This is a genomic window from Serratia sp. CY83965 (assembly GCF_052166375.1).
Classification (GTDB): domain Bacteria; phylum Pseudomonadota; class Gammaproteobacteria; order Enterobacterales; family Enterobacteriaceae; genus Serratia; species Serratia marcescens.
Genome location: NZ_JBJNOV010000001.1, coordinates 1492216 through 1507448 on the forward strand (window position 1 = coordinate 1492216; position 15233 = coordinate 1507448).

16 protein-coding genes are annotated in these 15233 nt (G+C 63.2%); 5 read left to right on the plus strand and 11 right to left on the minus strand.

Features of this window, described 5'->3' with window-relative positions:
• The first annotated feature begins 92 nt into the window (after nucleotides 1-92).
• Nucleotides 93-1310 carry a sugar metabolism global transcriptional regulator Mlc gene (gene mlc, locus ACJ8PL_RS07550; protein WP_004938526.1) on the plus strand — a complete coding sequence of 406 codons (1218 nt, stop codon included), beginning with the start codon at nucleotides 93-95 and terminating at the stop codon, nucleotides 1308-1310.
• 144 nt (nucleotides 1311-1454) lie between these two features.
• Complete coding sequence (gene bioD / locus ACJ8PL_RS07555; protein ID WP_004938529.1) at nucleotides 1455-2123, plus strand: dethiobiotin synthase; 669 nt, start codon at nucleotides 1455-1457, stop codon at nucleotides 2121-2123.
• 5 nt (nucleotides 2124-2128) lie between these two features.
• On the opposite strand, the gene ACJ8PL_RS07560 is transcribed toward bioD, so the two are convergent.
• Nucleotides 2129-2623, minus strand: coding sequence for a DUF2938 domain-containing protein (locus tag ACJ8PL_RS07560; protein ID WP_049278383.1), 495 nt, complete (start codon nucleotides 2621-2623; stop codon nucleotides 2129-2131).
• A 70-nt stretch (nucleotides 2624-2693) separates the two neighbouring features.
• Here ACJ8PL_RS07560 and ACJ8PL_RS07565 point away from each other — a divergent pair, with 70 nt between their 5' ends.
• Nucleotides 2694-3086, plus strand: a complete 393-nt coding sequence (locus tag ACJ8PL_RS07565; protein WP_016927863.1) for a helix-turn-helix domain-containing protein — start codon at nucleotides 2694-2696, stop codon at nucleotides 3084-3086.
• On the opposite strand, the gene clcB is transcribed toward ACJ8PL_RS07565, so the two are convergent.
• From clcB to ACJ8PL_RS07590, 5 genes are all read right to left on the minus strand, one after another.
• The gene (gene clcB / locus ACJ8PL_RS07570) at nucleotides 3083-4384 is read right to left on the minus strand and encodes a voltage-gated ClC-type chloride channel ClcB (RefSeq protein WP_016927862.1); all 1302 of its coding nucleotides are present in this window, start codon (nucleotides 4382-4384) and stop codon (nucleotides 3083-3085) included. The genes ACJ8PL_RS07565 and clcB overlap by 4 nt on opposite strands.
• 125 nt (nucleotides 4385-4509) lie before the next feature.
• Entirely contained in the window at nucleotides 4510-5649 is a 1140-nt protein-coding gene (gene osmV / locus ACJ8PL_RS07575; protein WP_016927861.1) for an osmoprotectant ABC transporter ATP-binding protein OsmV, read from the minus strand.
• Nucleotides 5646-6296 carry an osmoprotectant ABC transporter permease OsmW gene (gene osmW, locus ACJ8PL_RS07580; protein ID WP_004938544.1) on the minus strand — a complete coding sequence of 217 codons (651 nt, stop codon included), beginning with the start codon at nucleotides 6294-6296 and terminating at the stop codon, nucleotides 5646-5648. The genes osmV and osmW overlap by 4 nt, the downstream gene beginning before the upstream one ends.
• A gap of 8 nt (nucleotides 6297-6304) precedes the next feature.
• On the minus strand, nucleotides 6305-7162 hold the full coding sequence (locus tag ACJ8PL_RS07585; RefSeq protein ID WP_227944616.1) for a glycine betaine ABC transporter substrate-binding protein: 858 nt from the start codon (nucleotides 7160-7162) through the stop codon (nucleotides 6305-6307).
• 64 nt (nucleotides 7163-7226) lie between these two features.
• Entirely contained in the window at nucleotides 7227-7943 is a 717-nt protein-coding gene (locus tag ACJ8PL_RS07590) for an ABC transporter permease (RefSeq protein WP_284065388.1), read from the minus strand.
• A gap of 509 nt (nucleotides 7944-8452) precedes the next feature.
• Between ACJ8PL_RS07590 and ACJ8PL_RS07595 the strand changes: the two genes are divergently transcribed.
• A complete protein-coding gene (locus ACJ8PL_RS07595; protein ID WP_016927859.1) occupies nucleotides 8453-9940 on the plus strand; it encodes an MDR family MFS transporter in 1488 nt (495 codons plus the stop codon).
• A gap of 50 nt (nucleotides 9941-9990) precedes the next feature.
• Here the strand turns inward: ACJ8PL_RS07595 and ACJ8PL_RS07600 are convergent, their stop codons facing one another.
• Complete coding sequence (locus tag ACJ8PL_RS07600; protein ID WP_004938557.1) at nucleotides 9991-10290, minus strand: DUF1161 domain-containing protein; 300 nt, start codon at nucleotides 10288-10290, stop codon at nucleotides 9991-9993.
• Nucleotides 10291-10379: 89 nt separating this feature from the next.
• Complete coding sequence (locus tag ACJ8PL_RS07605) at nucleotides 10380-10748, minus strand: DUF1283 family protein (RefSeq protein ID WP_004938560.1); 369 nt, start codon at nucleotides 10746-10748, stop codon at nucleotides 10380-10382.
• Nucleotides 10749-10896: 148 nt separating this feature from the next.
• On the opposite strand from ACJ8PL_RS07605, the gene ACJ8PL_RS07610 reads away from it, so the two are divergent.
• Nucleotides 10897-11223 (plus strand): YnfA family protein, encoded by a 327-nt coding sequence (locus ACJ8PL_RS07610; RefSeq protein WP_004938563.1) that lies wholly within the window; start codon nucleotides 10897-10899, stop codon nucleotides 11221-11223.
• 36 nt (nucleotides 11224-11259) lie between these two features.
• On the opposite strand, the gene ydfG is transcribed toward ACJ8PL_RS07610, so the two are convergent.
• The 3 genes from ydfG to fecA all read right to left on the minus strand — a co-directional run bounded on the left by ydfG (nucleotide 11260) and on the right by fecA (nucleotide 15207).
• On the minus strand, nucleotides 11260-12009 hold the full coding sequence (gene ydfG / locus ACJ8PL_RS07615; RefSeq protein WP_016927858.1) for a bifunctional NADP-dependent 3-hydroxy acid dehydrogenase/3-hydroxypropionate dehydrogenase YdfG: 750 nt from the start codon (nucleotides 12007-12009) through the stop codon (nucleotides 11260-11262).
• Between the two features lie 125 nt (nucleotides 12010-12134).
• Entirely contained in the window at nucleotides 12135-12656 is a 522-nt protein-coding gene (locus ACJ8PL_RS07620) for a GNAT family N-acetyltransferase (RefSeq protein WP_442531014.1), read from the minus strand.
• A 199-nt stretch (nucleotides 12657-12855) separates the two neighbouring features.
• On the minus strand, nucleotides 12856-15207 hold the full coding sequence (gene fecA, locus ACJ8PL_RS07625; protein ID WP_079451285.1) for a TonB-dependent Fe(3+) dicitrate receptor FecA: 2352 nt from the start codon (nucleotides 15205-15207) through the stop codon (nucleotides 12856-12858).
• Nucleotides 15208-15233 lie beyond the last annotated feature (26 nt).

The following is a 15233-nucleotide window of genomic DNA, read 5'->3' on the forward strand; positions in this document are numbered from 1 at the left end:
TAACTAATCAAATAGTTGACGCTGTATGACAAAAGCCCCACCATAACCCCTAGTCTTTATTTAGAAGCGCGAAAAATAGTAGGAGCAGGTTTGTGATTGCGGTTGGGCAGCCTGGGCATATCGATCAAATCAAGCAGACCAATGCGGGGGCGGTTTATCGGCTAATCGATCAGCTGGGCCCGATTTCGCGTATCGAACTGTCAAAACGCGCGCAGCTGGCGCCCGCCAGCATCACCAAGATCGTGCGCGAACTGCTGGAAGCCCATCTGGTCAAGGAAACCGAGTACCAGGAAATCGGCAGCCGGGGCCGCCCGGCGGTGGGGCTGGTGCTGGACACCGAGGCCTGGCATTACCTGTCCGCCCGTATCAGCCGCGGTAGCATCACGCTGGCGCTGCGCGATCTCAGCAGTAAACTGGTGGTGGAGGAGCAGCTGCCGCTGGCGGCCGAACACCCCGAACCGCTGCTGAAACGCATCCTGACCGAAGTCGACCAATTCTTTATCCGCCACCAAAGCAAGCTGGAACGGCTGACGGCGATCGCCATCACGCTGCCGGGCATGATCGACGTGCAGTCCGGCGTGGTGCACCGCATGCCGTTTTACGATGTGCTGGAGATGCCGCTCGGCCCGGCGCTGGAAACCCGCACCGGCCTGCCGGTTTACCTGCAGCACGACATCAGCGCCTGGACCATGGCCGAGGCGCTGTACGGCGCCTCGCGCGGCAGCCAGAACGTGATTCAGGTGGTGATCGACCACAACGTCGGCGCCGGGGTGATCACCGGCGGCCACGTGCTGCACGCCGGCAGCCACAGCGTGGTGGAGATCGGCCACACCCAGGTCGATCCCTACGGCAAACGCTGCTACTGCGGCAACCACGGCTGTCTCGAAACCGTGGCCAGCATCGAGAACATGCTGGAGATCGCCCAGCAGCGGCTGAGCGGCTCGATGAGCTCCAGCCTGCACGGCGCGCCGCTGACCGTCGAATCGCTGTGTGACGCCGCGCTGGCGGGCGATCAGCTGGCGCGGGACATCATTCTCGGCGTCGGCCACAGCGTGGGGCGCATTCTGGCTATCATGGTCAACCTGTTCAATCCCGAGAAGATCCTGGTGGGCTCGCCGCTCAACCGCGCGGCGGAGATCCTGCACCCGGCCATCGCCTCCTGCATTCGCCAACAGGCGCTGCCGGCCTACAGCGAGCAGGTCAAGGTCGAATCCACGCAGTTCTTCAATCAGGGCACCATGCCCGGCGCGGCGCTGGTGAAAGAGGCGCTGTACAATGGTTCATTGCTGGTGCAACTGCTGCAAGGCTAACATCAGAACTTCTTATTAATCCTGCAAAAGATTGAGCTACCTCAAGCCCCTACGCGGCAGCATCCCCTAGAATTTTTCCGAAAGACTTCTTCGCCGCCGGTGCGGCGATACATTGTTAACGGGGCATTCTGGGGCATTTTATTCATGTTGAAGCGTTTATTTGTGACAGGCACGGATACCGACGTCGGTAAAACCGTGGTTTCCCGCGGGTTGATGCAGGCGCTGGCCGCCGAAGGCCGTTCGGTGGCCGGCTACAAGCCGATCGCCGCGCGCTGCCAGGAAACCAGCGAGGGCATCCGCAATAAAGACGCTTTGGTATTGCAGGCATCTTCAACCCTGCCGCTGTCCTACGAGGAGATCAATCCCATCACCTGCCTGGATGAGGTGTTTCACGCGCATGCGACCGAGGACATCAACTATGGCGTGATGAGCAGCGGTCTGCGGGATCTGTCCGCCAAAGCCGATACGGTGGTGGTGGAAGGCAGCGGCGGTTGGCGGGTGCTGATGAACGATCTGCGGCCTTACGCCGAGTGGGTGGTGCAGGAACAGCTGCCGGTGGTGCTGGTGGTGGGCATCAAGCTGGGCTGCGTCAGCCACGCGTTGCTGACCGCACAGTCGATTATCAACGACGGCCTGCCGTTGCTGGGCTGGGTCGCCAACCGCATCAACCCGGGGTTGGCGCACTATGCCGAAACCATCGCGGCGCTGCAGCAGCGCATTTCCGCGCCGCTGCTGGGTGAGATCCCGTATCTGCCGCGCGCGGAGCAGCGTGAACTGGCGCACTACCTCGACATTTCCACGCTGCTGCGCTAGCGCGCTCAGGCCAGCAAAGGGGCCAACAAACGGGCGGAGACAAACAGCCCCAGGCCGTACACCGTATGCACCAGCAGGCTGATGATGCGGCTACGCGTCGGATTGGGGGTGTTCGCCGCCGCCACGCCAAAGCCCAACGCCGGCTGCATCACGAAGAAGGGCGCCGCCAGGCTCAGCCAGCCGCTCAGCAGCGCGACCAGCGGCGTCGGCGCGGCGTACCACGCGATGCCCGCCAAGCCGAGCGGGATAAAGGCGAAGGCGACGCCGATCGCGTAGTGCAGCAGCCATCCCATCGCTTTTTCTCCCCGTCGCACCGGCGCCGCCATGATCGGAGCGTGATAAAACCGGCCGTCGAACAGGCCGATAAACCAGCGGCCAACCAGCGCGTAGTTAAGGGGCGGGATGCCCAGCACGCGCTTTTGCACGATGGCCCACAGATCGGTGCACAGCGTGGCGCCCACCCCGGTCAGCATAATCATCAGTAAAATTTCTGTCGTCATTTTCGTGCCCTTAAAGTCACTCATGGTGTAATGTGCGCACAGTGTGCAACTTAAAGTCGACTTCAAGTCAATGGCAAAAGAACTGGATATTGGCGAGGTGGCGCGTTTGAGCGGCATCGCGCCCTCGGCGCTGCGGCATTACGAGAAAAAAGGGCTGATCGCGTCGATAGGCCGCAATGGTTTACGTCGCCAATACGCCGCTGGGGTGCTGGATCAACTGAAGCTGATCGCCCTCGGGCGGCTGGCGGGATTTACGCTGGATGAGATCGCCTCGCTGTTTGACGAGCGGGGACGCATTGCCCTCGATCGCCGGCTGCTGGCGGCGCGGATTGAAGAACTGGATCGCACCCTGCGGCGTCTGGGGCAGGTGCGCGCCGGTTTGCAGCACATGGTCGATTGCCCTGAACCGGAACACCTGCAGTGCCCGCAGTTCAGGAAGCTGCTGCAGCAGGGCGAGTTTTAAGCCTCGCGTTTGGGCGGTGGCGCGGTGTGGTATACCGATACCGGCCGCAGGCCGCGCGACACGGTGGTGGCGATCACGCAGGCCAGCAGAATGCCGGGCAGCAGCGCGTATTCGCCGGTCATTTCAAACACCATCAGCGCCGCCATGATCGGCGCATGGGTGGTGGCGGCCAGCAGGGTGGCCATGCCGGTCAGCGCCAGCAGCAGCGGCACCGCCGCATCCATGCCCGGCCACAGGCCGAACAGCTGACCGATGATAGAACCGAGCGCGGCGCCGACGAACAGCGTCGGGGTGAAGACCCCGCCGGGCGCGCCCGACCCGCTGCTGGCGAGGATCGCCAACAGCTTGCATACCAGGATCGCGCCCAGCAGCAACACCCCCGGCGGCGCGATCAGCAGCGCCTGCACCACGCTGTAACCGTTGCCCCACACCTGTGGGAACAGCAGCGAAAGCAGCCCGACGATCAGGCCGCCCAGCGCCAGCTGCAACGGCGGCTTCAACCGCAGCGATCGGAACGCGCGGCCGGTGGCGGTCATCAACCACAAAAACAGCGGCCCGCCGGCGCCGGCCACCACGCCGACCAGCGCCATCAGCAGGTATTGCGTCGGCAGAGGGGCGGCGAGCGGCGTCACCAGGTAGAGCGGCGCCTGGCCGCCGTTAAGCAGGTTGGTCATCAGCAGGGCGCTCACTGCGGCGATCACTACCGGGCCGAGCGAGGCCAGCATCAGGGTGCCGAACAGGATCTCGGCGATAAACAGGCTGCCCGCCAACGGCGCATGATAGGCGCTGGCCATCCCGGCGGCGGCGGCGCAGGCCACCCACAGTTTCCATTCTTTCTCGTGCGTAAAGCGCTGGGCGAAGAGCGATCCCACCAGCGCCGCCAGCAGGATCATCGCGCCTTCACGGCCGATGGCGCTGCCGCTCGACACCACCAGCAGCGACGCCAGACACTTCACCAGACTGGCGCCGGTATCCAGCTTGCCGTTGCCGGTCTCAATCGCTTCCATATAGTCGGTGGGCGCCGCCGGACGCTGGTGACGGTAGCGCTGGTGAATATACAGCAGCAGGCCCGCCGCCAGACCGCCCAGGGCGGGCGTCAGCGCGCGTCGCCAGCCGGGCAGCGCGGCGGCGGCGGCCACCAGGCTACCGTCGGCATTGCCGAGCAGCAGCCACTCGAGGCCAATCATCGAACGGTGGAACAGCCACACCGCCAGGGCGGCGGCGACGCCGATAAACACGGCGATAAACAGGCTGCGCAGCAGGGCGCGATAGTGGTGCAGGTGGACCAATCTTTTCATGCGTGGGCGGCGTCGTGAGAAAAATCAAAGGGTCATCAGCGCATTGTGCTTGGCGCTCCGGCCGATGACCAGTGAATCTTTAGCAAACTGCGGCATAGGCGGGGCGGCGAGCGCCCCGGCGGGGGTTATTGCGGCGTCAACACCCGGCGCGTGCGGCCGGAGCTGAGGTAGTCGGCGATATAATCCTGCGAGATTTCGCCGCTGTAGCGGCCGTCTTCATCGACGATCGGCATCCAGGAGGTGTTGTGTTCGTACAGCTTGGACAGCACTACGCGCAGGTTCTCCTCCGCGCGGGCGGTGACGCGAAAGCGGTGCAGGCTGTCGGCGCACACCCCGGGCGCGCCGCGCGCCTCACGGCGTTTGACGTAGCCCAGCGGTTTGCCGTCGGCGTCCACCACCGTCACCGAGCGGGCGTCGATATCGTCCATCAGCCCGAACGCCTCCACTAGCGGCGTCTCCCGCCGCACCGTCACCGTTTCCTGTTGATCGGCCACGTCGCCGGCCTGCACCAGCAGCAGGCGCTTCAGCGTGCGATCCTGGCCGACAAAGGAGGCGACGAAGTCGTTCGCCGGGCGCGCCAGCAGCTCATCGGCGCTGGCGTTCTGCACGATCTTGCCCTGGCGGAACACCGCGATGCGATCGCCGAGCTTCAGCGCTTCGTCGATGTCGTGGCTGACCAGCATCACGGTCTTTTTTAGCTGGCGCTGCATGTCGAGAAACTCGTTCTGGATGGTTTCGCGGTTGATCGGGTCCACCGCGCCGAAAGGTTCATCCATCAGCAGCACCGGCGGATCGGCGGCCAGCGCGCGGATCACGCCGATGCGCTGTTGCTGCCCGCCGGACATCTCTTTCGGGTAGCGGTGCAAAAAGCGCTTGGGATCCAGCGCCACCATGCTCATCAGCTCCTCGGCGCGATCGTGGCAGCGTTTTTTGTCCCAGCCCAGCATGCGCGGCACTACGGTGATGTTCTCCTCGATGGTCATGTTGGGGAACAGACCGATCTGCTGGATGACGTAGCCGATTTTGCGGCGCAGGCTGACGGTATCCAGCGCGCTGGTGTCTTCACCGTTGATAAGAATGGTGCCGCCGGTGGGTTCGATCAGGCGGTTGATCATCTTCAGCGTGGTGGTTTTGCCGCAGCCGGAAGGGCCGAGCAGCACGCAGATTTCGCCTTCCGGCACGTCCAGATTGATGTTGTCGACGGCGTTGAACGGTGTGCCGTTCTTCTGCATGAACTGTTTGGTCAGATTTTCCAATTTAATCATGAGCGGATCCCCTTGGGCGTGAGCGCAATTTGCAAGCGGTGCAATAACCAATCGAGGACGATCGCCAGCAGGCTGATCATCACGGCGCCGGTAATCAACTGGCGGATGTCGCTGCTGCTGATGCCGTTGAGCAGCAGCAGGCCGAGACCGCCGGCGCCGATCACCGCGGCGATCGCCATCACGCCGATATTCATCACCACGGCGGTGCGAATGCCGCCGAAAATGACCGGCAGCGCCACCGGGATCTCCACCCAGCGCAGGCGTTGCCAGAACGTCATGCCGATGCCGCGGCCGGCTTCGCGCAGCCCGCCGGGCAGGTTGTCGAGCGCGGTGTGGGTATTGCGCACGATCGGCAGCAGCGAGTAGAGGAACACCGCGGTGATCGCCGGTACGTAGCCAATGCCGTGGCCGATTAAGGAAAACAGCGGGATCATCAGCCCGAACAGGGCGATGGAGGGCACGGTCAGCACCAGCGTGGCCAGGCTCAGCACCGGCGTCGCCAGCCATTTGTGGCGGACGATCAGCACGCCGAGCGGCACGCCGATCAGGATCGCCAGGCCGACGGCGATGCCGACCAGCAGCAGGTGTTCCAGCGTCAATCCGGCGATATAGGCCCAGTTTTGCCAGGCGTAAAGTAAGGTATTCATCATGCCTCCTAAATCAGGCCGCGCTGCTTGAGGAACGCGTCGGCGACCTGTTGCGGCGTCTGGTAGTCGATATCCACCTTGGCGTTAAGCTCGGTGATCACCTGATTGTTGAACTGTTTCGACAGCGTGTTCAGCGCCGCTTCCAGCCCCGGCGTGTTTTGCAACACGTCGGCGCGCACCACCGGCGTGACCGCATAGCTCGGGAAATAGCCTTTGTCGTCTTCCAGCACCTGCAGATCGAAGCCTTTCACCCGGCCGTCGGTGGTGTACACCAGCCCGGCGTCGACGAAACCGTCGCGGATGGCGTTGTAGACCAGGCCGGGGTCCATCTGGCGGATTTGCGGGCGATCCAGCGGCATGTCGTACAGCGCCTGCATCGGTTTCAGACCGTCCGAACGGCCGGCGAACTCCAGATCCAGCCCCAGCAGCCAGTTGTGTTTCGGGTCGGTTTTACGCACCTGTTCCACTTTGGCCACCAGCTGCGACATCGTGCGGATCTGCTCTTTTTCCGCGCGCCGGCGCTGCATGGCGAAGGCATAGGTGTTGTTCATGTCCGCCGGCTGCAGCCACACCAGGCCGAGTTTGGCGTCGAGCTTTTTCACCGTGTCGTAGGTCTCCTGCGGCGACATGCGCTTATTGATGTGGTTAAAGATGATCAGCGAGGTGCCGGTGTATTCCCAGGTCATGTCGATCTGTTTGTTGATCATCGCGTTGCGGGTGATCACCGTAGCCAGATTGGTTTTGGGTTCGACCTGAAAACCTTTGGCCCGCAGGTATTGCACGGTGATCGCCGACAGAATGCGCTGTTCGGTAAAGTTCTTGCTCGCCAGCGTCAGCGGGGCGGCCCAGGCGGCCGCGCCAGTCATCAGCAAGGAGAACAGCAGCGCGTGGCGGAGTCGTTGTAACCATCGAGTCATCGCGTTTCTCCCATCAGGATGCGGTGTGCGGGCTGAGCCGGCGGCCGAGACTGGCCAGCGCCAGATCGAGCAGCAGGGCGATCAGCGCGGTGGCGGCGGCGCCGAGGATCAGCGTCGGGAAGTCGTTCAGGTAGATGCCGGGGAAGATCAGCTCGCCGTAGCTGCTGGCGCCGATCAAAAACGCCAGCGGCGCGGTGCCGACGTTAATCGCCATCGCGATGCGCACCCCGGCGAAGATCACCGGCAGGGCGTTGGGCAGTTCGACCTGGCGCAGCCGCTGTCCGGCGGTCATGCCAATACCGTTGGCGGCCTCGACCAGCGCCGGCGGCACTGAACGCAGGCCGGCATAGGTATTGCGCACGATAGGCAGCAGCGAGGCGAGGAACAACGCCACCACCGCCGGCCGGTCGCCGATGCCGATGATCACCATCGCCAGCGCCAGCACCGCCAGCGGCGGCAGGGTGTTGCCGACGTTAAAGATCTGCATCACGTGCTCCGCCCAGCGGCGGGCGAAAGGGCGGCTCAGCAGGATGCCGCTGGGAATGCCGACCAGCAGCGACAGCAGCATGGAACACACCACCAGGAACATGTGTTGCTGGCCGAGGTAAATCAAATCTTCCCGGCGCGACTTGAGGGTTTCCCAACCGATGCCGTAAACCAGCAGCGCGATGACGGCGATAAACAACAGGCTCCCGAGGAGCAGGCGCCGATATGGCGCTGACTTGTGCATGATGTTGCGTCCTCCGTTGTGCGGAGCGGCCGAAGAGACGGCGCATTCCGCTCTGATTGTTGCCCACGGCCCGGCGGGCGTGGCGGTACAAAACGGGCGTTTCGCATGAGGTTAGCGACATTGAGCGAAGGGTGCGTTCGGCACAGCGTGCTGAACGTAGGCTCAATACGTGAGTTAATCAGCATAAGATACTGATATTTAAACCCGAGAAAGCACGAAGCCCAAAGGCGCCGGCTAGGGAAGGTATAGCACCCTGTCGTTGACCGTGCCAAGTTTTATGAGCAAAATCAGCTGATTGAGTTTGCCCGTATTGGCGCCGCAGCCCGCGTCAGCGCTGGGATGCGCGTAAAGTGAAAAAAAATCGCGGTAAAACGTTACGCCGTAACAGTTAGTCCAAATGGTGCGATTCGCTATCGGCAACGGCGGGATGTGAGGGCGGATAGACTTGGCGCAGGCGCTTGCTGATATACTCAGGGAAAATAAAAACGCCAGGAAGCCTGCATAACGCCATGACAAATAACGTTTCACCCGCACCCATTGCCCATCGCCCGCTGATCCTGATCGCCTGCATGCTGGCGATGTTCATGTCGGCGATCGAAGCCACCATCGTCGCCACCGCCATGCCGACCATCATCGGCGATCTCGGCGGCTTCTCGCTGCTGGGCTGGGTGTTCGCGGTCTATTTGCTGGCGCAGGCGATCACCATTCCCATCTACGGCCGGCTGGCGGATCTCTACGGCCGCAAGCGGGTGTTCTTCTTCGGCGCGACGCTGTTCCTGCTGGGATCGGTGCTGTGCGGCTTCGCCCCCGACATGTATTGGCTGATCGGCTTCCGCTTATTGCAGGGATTGGGCGCCGGCGCCATCATGCCGATCGCGTCCACCATCATCGGCGACATCTACAGCGCCACCGAACGGCCGAAGGTGATGGGCTACCTGTCGAGCGTGTGGGGCGTATCGGCGATCATCGGCCCGCTGCTGGGCGCGTTTATCGTGCAACACCTGCCGTGGGCGCTGGTGTTCTGGGTCAACCTGCCGATCGGCCTGTTGGCGATGTTCTTCCTCTGGCGCTATCTGCCGGCGCATCAGCAACTGCGGCGGCACGCGCTGGATCTGGCGGGCACCGCCTGGCTGACGCTGTTCGTTTCGGCGCTGCTGCTGGCGCTGTTGCAGATGGAAAGCCTCGGATGGTGGGTGGCGCCGTTGCTGGCGCTGGCGGCGGCGTCGCTGGCGCTGTTGATACGCCAGGAGCGGCGCGCGGTCGAACCGCTGTTCCCGCTGGCGCTGTGGCAAAGCCGGGTGATCGTCGCCGGCAACATCGGCGGGCTGGTGATTGGCGCGGCGATGATGGGCATCAGCGCCTTCCTGCCCACTTTCATTCAGGGCGTGATGGGGGGCTCGCCGCTGGAGGCGGGCACCACGCTGGCGCTGATGTCGATTGGTTGGCCATTGGCCAGCACGCTGAGCGGCCGTTTGATGCTGATGACTTCGTATCGCGCCACGGCGCTGCTGGGCGCACTGCTGTTGGTGGCAGGCGGCCTGATCCTGCTGATGTTGCAGCCGAACGGCGGTCTGCTGTGGGGCCGGGTGGCGGCGTTTATGGTCGGTGCCGGCATGGGATTGTGCAACACGACGTTTTTAGTGTCGGTGCAGAACGCGGCGCATTACAGCATTCGCGGCATTGCCACCGCCTGTACGGTGTTTACCCGCATGGTGGGCTCGGCCATCGGCACCGCGATTTTGGGCGCCACGCTGAACCTCAACCTGCAGTGGCGTTTGCCGGAAATTGACGATCCGGTGCAGCGTCTGATGGAGCCGGCGGTGCGCCAGAGCATGGGGAGCGAGGCGTTGGCGCAGCTTATCCAGCAGGTGGCGGCTTCGCTGCATTGGGTGTTCCTGGTGTCGGCGTTGGTGTCGTTGCTGGCGCTGGCGGCGGCGATGCTGATCCCCGCGCGTTGTCGGCCGCAAGGCGAAGAGGAAGAGGCGGAGCAGGCGTAAAGGAAAAGGAAAGGGCGCGGCTGTTGCGCGCCCTGGGTAGCCGATGCGGCTTACTGCGCGTTGGAGGTGTCCTGGCTGGTGCCGGTCTGCGCCGCGTCACCACTATCGTCGCCATTGTTCAGGCGGGTATAAACGATCTTCTGGGTGTCGTTTTCGCAGTGGCCGACCACCTGGCCGCCCGCTTGATCGGCCTGATCGTTAGGCACGATCTCCAGTTTGAAGCCGGACTCCGGAACGCCGTTATTGACGATTTTTTGCGAAATGTCCGCTTTCACGCTTTCACAGGAGGCCAGGGCCGCCAATGGGGCGCCGGCCAGCAATACAGCGGTTAATATCAGCGTTTTCTTCATCACGTCATCCTTTTAGACAATGAACTTCCTGTAACAGGATAGCAGCAACGGCGGCCGGGTTTCACGCATGCCCGCCCGCCGCAGGCGGATTAAGGATTAATCCGACGCCCGGTCTGGCGATCCAGGCATTTACGGGTGTCCGGTTCCCAGTAGGCGTTGACGTTGTTGCTGTCGTTGCAGCGGTCTTCGTCATCCGCCGCGCGATCGGCCTTGTCGAACTCTTTCTCGACGCGGGTGTTGACCTTGTGGCGCAGGGATTTGGTATCATTCCACTGCTCTTTGCTTTGGCGCGCTTCTTCGGTGCTCATCGCGCCGCTGCCTTTGCCATCGACGGTGACGCAGGTGCTGCCCTGCGTGCAGGTGGCGGCCAGCGCCGGCGCCTGCCAGGCGCCCATGACGGCCAGCATGGCGACCGGCAGCATCCCGCGCAGCAGTCGTTGGGTCGAAAATGTTTTCATCGTTTCATCCTTATGAGTGAGTGCGCCTGATGATGGCGGCACTGGCGTTACCTCGCCCGCAGGCGTGGTGATAAATATACCACCGCGCTCCTGGAATTCACCAGCCAAGCGCCGATTCGTTTACTTTATCGAGAGAAAACTGCGACCGATGTTAAAAACTACGCTGTTGTTTTTCGCCACCGCCCTGGCTGAAATTATCGGCTGTTTCCTGCCTTACCTGTGGCTCAAGAAGCAGGGCAGCGCCTGGCTGCTGCTGCCGGCGGCATTGAGCCTGATGCTGTTTGTCTGGCTGTTGACGCTGCATCCGGCGGCCAGCGGGCGGGTCTATGCGGCCTACGGCGGTGTGTATGTGGCGACCGCGCTGCTGTGGCTGCGGGTGGTGGACGGGGTGAAGCTGTCTGCGCTGGATTGGGTCGGCGCCGGCGTGGCGCTGGCGGGCATGCTGATTATCGTTTCCGGCTGGCGCGCGGCCTGAGGAAACGCGGCGGGAGTTGCCTCCCGCCGTCGCGGCTCAGGCGCCGCGGTGGATGTTCAGCCCGGCGAAGGACTGGCTGACCGGCATCATTTCCAGCGTGTTGATGTTGACGCGCGCCGGCAACGTCGCGACCCAGAACACCGACTCGGCGATGTCTTCCGGCGTCAGCGCATCGGCGCCTTCGTAGGTTTTGTTGACCTTGCCGTCATCGCCCTTGAATCGCACGTTGGAGAATTCGGTGCCGCCCACCAGGCCCGGCTCGATATCGGTCACGCGAATGCGCGTGCCGTGCAGATCGGCGCGCAGGCCCAGGCTGAACTGTTTGACGAACGCCTTGGTGGCGCCGTACACGTTGCCGCCGGCGTAAGGCCAGTTGGCGGCGGTGGAGCCGATGTTGATCACATGGCCGACGTTGCGCTCGACCATGGCCGGCAACAGCGCGCGCGTCATGTTCACCAGCCCCTTGGCGTTGGTGTCGATCATGGTTTCCCAGTCATCGGCGTTGGCCTTGTGCGCCGGCTCCAGCCCCAACGCCAGCCCGGCGTTGTTCACCAGCACGTCAATCTGACGCAGCTCGGCCGGCAGTGCCTCGATCGCCTGTTGAATGGCGGCGCGGTTGCGCACGTCGAGCCGCACGATGTGCAGCGCTTGGCCGAGTTCTTCCTGCAGTTCTTCAAGACGCTCAAGGCGGCGCCCGGCGGCGATCACCTGGTGGCCTTCACGGATAAAACGGCGCGCAATGGCCTCGCCGAAACCGGAGGTGGCGCCGGTAACAAAAATAATCATGTTGCTGTTCCTCAACTGTTTTTACCCTACATGCCTCTATCATTAGCACAAACCCGCAGGCAGTGGCAGCGGTTATCACGGCGGAAAGCAAAAAAGGTCACACCGGGCCGGCGGCCCGATGCTGATTAGCGCTGAGGCGGCAGGTGGTAGACCACGGCGTCATACTTGATGCGCTCGCAACGGCCGGCCAGCACGCCGCCCAGCGACTCGACGAGGCGGCGGCTGGCGATATTCTGCTCGGCCACCGGGTAGAGAAAGTGCGGCGGCTGAAAGCGCTCGCTGGCCCAGCGCGCGATGCCCTGCACGATTTCGCGGCCGTAGCCCTGACCATGCAGGCTCTCTTTTACCCAGATGCCCAGCTCCGGGGTGTGGCTGCGCAAATTATGTGCGCCGCCGACCCCGACGAACTGCCGGTCTTCGCGCCGACGGGCGACGAAGATCACTTCTTCACCTTCGCGCATCAACGTCAGCCAGCCTTGCCAGACGTTGGCGAAATCCTCCGGCGACGCCTCCGGTTCAAAGGTCATAAAGCGCGTCAGAGTGGGGGTGATCGCCTGGTAAACATCGTCGGCGTCTGCTGCGGTAAAGGGGGCAATCAACAAACGGTCGGTGTCAACGCGGCACTGAGAAAGGTCATTGTGATTCATCTTATTCCCTCGCTTTTCAGGCCATAACGGCAAAAAATCCGCGCCGGTAAATCGGGGCGGATCGTTGATATTACGCGCATTGGCGGCAGAAGCGACTTATTTTTCGCCGCTGCGGCGGCGCGGAGGAACGGCTTTATGTGACGTCGTCACGTTGATGGGAAAGACGGCGGGCACGGTTAACCGCGCCCGCCGTTGAGGATCAGAACTTCACCGAACCTTGCAGATAAATCGTGCGCGGCTGGCCGATGTACAGACCCTTGTTGTTGTCGTCATAGGCGCGGGTGAAATACGCGTGGTTGAACAGGTTTTTCACGCCGACGCCCAGATTCAGGCCGGCCATTTCCGGGCCGAAATCATAGGCGGCGCGCACGCCCCACAGCATATAGCCGGGAATGCGGCCGGTGCTGCCGTCGGCGCTTTCCGCCACGGTGTTGGCGTTGTCGGCGAACTGGCTGGACTGGAACTCGCCGTTAAGATTAAACGCCCAGTTGCCCGGCGTGTAGTCCAGCCCCATCGTGCCTTTATGCTTCGGCGAGAACGGCACCTGGTTGCCCTTGTAGCCGCCGTCTTCACGGATGGTGGCGTTGACGTAGGCGTAGCTGGCGTAGGCGGTCAGGTCGTCCAGTTTCGGCGTCAGCTGCGACAGATCGTAACGCAGGCTGCCTTCCAGCCCGGCATGGCGGGTTTTGCCGCGTGCGGTCACGCTGTCGGTCACCTGGTTGGAGTCGTACTGGTTGTTGAAGTTGATCAGGAACAGCCCGATCTCGCCGGTCAGCGCATCGCCAGCGTAGCGGGTGCCCAGCTCCCAGGTGCGCGCCTTCTCCGGTTCGATCTTGCCGCTGTCCACCGCTTTGCCCATCTGGCTGTATTGCACGGTGCCGAAGGAGCCTTCGGTGTTGGCGTACAGGTTCCAGTATTCGTTCAGGTGATACATCACGTTCAACGCCGGCAGCGGCGCGTTATAGCTGACGTCGAGGCGGTTGTTCTTGATGTAGTTGTTCTGATACGACTTGATGTACTCGTAGCGCATGCCCGGCGTGAGGGTCCAGTCGCCGATGTCGATGCGATCGTCGATATAGAAGGCGTGCGCCTCGGTACCGGACTGGGTGTCGCGATCGTACGGGCTGGCGGTGGACGGCAGCCTGCCGGTACTGGCTTTGCTGGTGTAGCGCAGTTCGTGGGTGGATTCGCTGACGTAGCGATAACCGACGCCGACCTCGTGCGCCGAGTCGCCCCAGCGGAAGCTCTGACTGTAGCGCGGTTCCACGCCGCGCACCCAGTATTCGCGCGGCGACAGCGTCAGGTTTTTACCCTGATCCAGATAGCCGCTGCGCAGGGTGTAGGTGTAGAAACTCTGCACGTCGAACTTGTGCTGCCGATCCGGCTGATACTGGTAGCCGAAGTTCGCCAACTGGCGGCGGCCCCAGAACTTGTCGTACGGGCGCGTCGACTGGAACGGGTTGGCGTTGTAGTCCGCCCGGCTCAGGCCGCCCGGCATCTCCGCTTCGCCTTCGTAGTATTGCAGCAGGCTGTTGAAGGTGTGCACCTCGTTCGGCGCGTAACGGCTTTTCAGCATCACGTCGTCGATTTTGGTCGCACTGTGCTCGCGCCAGTCGCTGCCGCGGGTGCCGGAGTAGAGCAGCGCCGCGCCGAAGCCGTTGTCGGCGGTGCCGCCGATCATCAGGTTGCCGGTGCCTTTCGGGTGATCCTGGCGCGAGGTCGGGCTGAGCTGCCCCTGCATGCCGGCCGCCATGCCGAAGGTTTTCGGGATGGCGCGGGTGACGAAGTTAACCACGCCGCCGACGCTCTGCGGCCCGTAGCGCACCGCGCCGCCGCCGCGCACCACGTCAATCGCATCCATATTGCCGAGCGAGATTGGCGCCAGCGACAGCTGCGGCTGGCCGTAAGGGGCGAAGGGCACCGGGATGCCGTCCATCAGCACGGTGGAGCGGCTGGCGAGGCGCGGGTTGAGGCCGCGAATGCCGAAGTTCAGCGCCATGTCATGGCTGCCGGTGCCGTTGTTCTCCGGCGCCACCACGCCCGGCACGCGGTTCAACGCTTCGCGCACGGTGGTGGTGCCGGTTTTGACGAACTCTTCGCGGCGCACGACGTCGCGCGCGCCGGGGTGTTCGAACACGTCGATCTGGCGGCCTTCCGCCAGCCAGTCGCCGACCACGGTGATGTCCTCTTCCTTCTGCGGCTGCGGCAGTTTGGCCAGCGTGTAGCCGTTATTGCCGAGCGCTTTAGCCTGCAGGCCGCTGCCGGCCAGCAGGGCGTTCAGGCCGTCATCGACGCCGTAGCTGCCGCTCAGGCCCGGCGAACGTTTGCCGGCGGTCAACGCGCCGTCCACCGAGAGCGCGATGCCGGCGCGAGCGGCGAAAGCGTTCAGCGCGCCGTCCAGCTCACCGGCCGGAATGTGATAGGTGGCAGCGGCGCTGGCGGCGCTCGCCGTCAGCGGTGCGGCGAAGACCAGGCCAATGGCCACGGCCAGCGGCGTGGCCCGTTTTCCCCAAAGCGAAGCCGGCGCTCCCTTTCCCCAAGCGTTGTTCATACCTTCTCCTGAATCATTTTTTATTT

Excerpts from the sequence above, each read along its gene's own strand:
- ACJ8PL_RS07605 (WP_004938560.1), bottom strand. The coding sequence starts at position 10,748 with ATGAAAACATTTTCGACCCAACGACTGCTGCGCGGGATGCTGCCGGTC.
- ACJ8PL_RS07595 (WP_016927859.1), top strand. The coding sequence starts at position 8,453 with ATGACAAATAACGTTTCACCCGCACCCATTGCCCATCGCCCGCTGATC.
- ACJ8PL_RS07585 (WP_227944616.1), bottom strand. The coding sequence starts at position 7,162 with ATGACTGGCGCGGCCGCCTGGGCCGCCCCGCTGACGCTGGCGAGCAAG.
- ACJ8PL_RS07600 (WP_004938557.1), bottom strand. The coding sequence starts at position 10,290 with ATGAAGAAAACGCTGATATTAACCGCTGTATTGCTGGCCGGCGCCCCA.
- clcB (WP_016927862.1), bottom strand. The coding sequence starts at position 4,384 with ATGAAAAGATTGGTCCACCTGCACCACTATCGCGCCCTGCTGCGCAGC.
- ACJ8PL_RS07560 (WP_049278383.1), bottom strand. The coding sequence starts at position 2,623 with ATGACGACAGAAATTTTACTGATGATTATGCTGACCGGGGTGGGCGCC.
- osmW (WP_004938544.1), bottom strand. The coding sequence starts at position 6,296 with ATGAATACCTTACTTTACGCCTGGCAAAACTGGGCCTATATCGCCGGA.
- ACJ8PL_RS07620 (WP_442531014.1), bottom strand. The coding sequence starts at position 12,656 with ATGAATCACAATGACCTTTCTCAGTGCCGCGTTGACACCGACCGTTTG.
- ACJ8PL_RS07590 (WP_284065388.1), bottom strand. The coding sequence starts at position 7,943 with ATGCACAAGTCAGCGCCATATCGGCGCCTGCTCCTCGGGAGCCTGTTG.
- osmV (WP_016927861.1), bottom strand. The coding sequence starts at position 5,649 with ATGATTAAATTGGAAAATCTGACCAAACAGTTCATGCAGAAGAACGGC.
- ACJ8PL_RS07565 (WP_016927863.1), top strand. The coding sequence starts at position 2,694 with ATGGCAAAAGAACTGGATATTGGCGAGGTGGCGCGTTTGAGCGGCATC.
- bioD (WP_004938529.1), top strand. The coding sequence starts at position 1,455 with ATGTTGAAGCGTTTATTTGTGACAGGCACGGATACCGACGTCGGTAAA.
- ACJ8PL_RS07610 (WP_004938563.1), top strand. The coding sequence starts at position 10,897 with ATGTTAAAAACTACGCTGTTGTTTTTCGCCACCGCCCTGGCTGAAATT.
- ydfG (WP_016927858.1), bottom strand. The coding sequence starts at position 12,009 with ATGATTATTTTTGTTACCGGCGCCACCTCCGGTTTCGGCGAGGCCATT.
- fecA (WP_079451285.1), bottom strand. The coding sequence starts at position 15,207 with ATGAACAACGCTTGGGGAAAGGGAGCGCCGGCTTCGCTTTGGGGAAAA.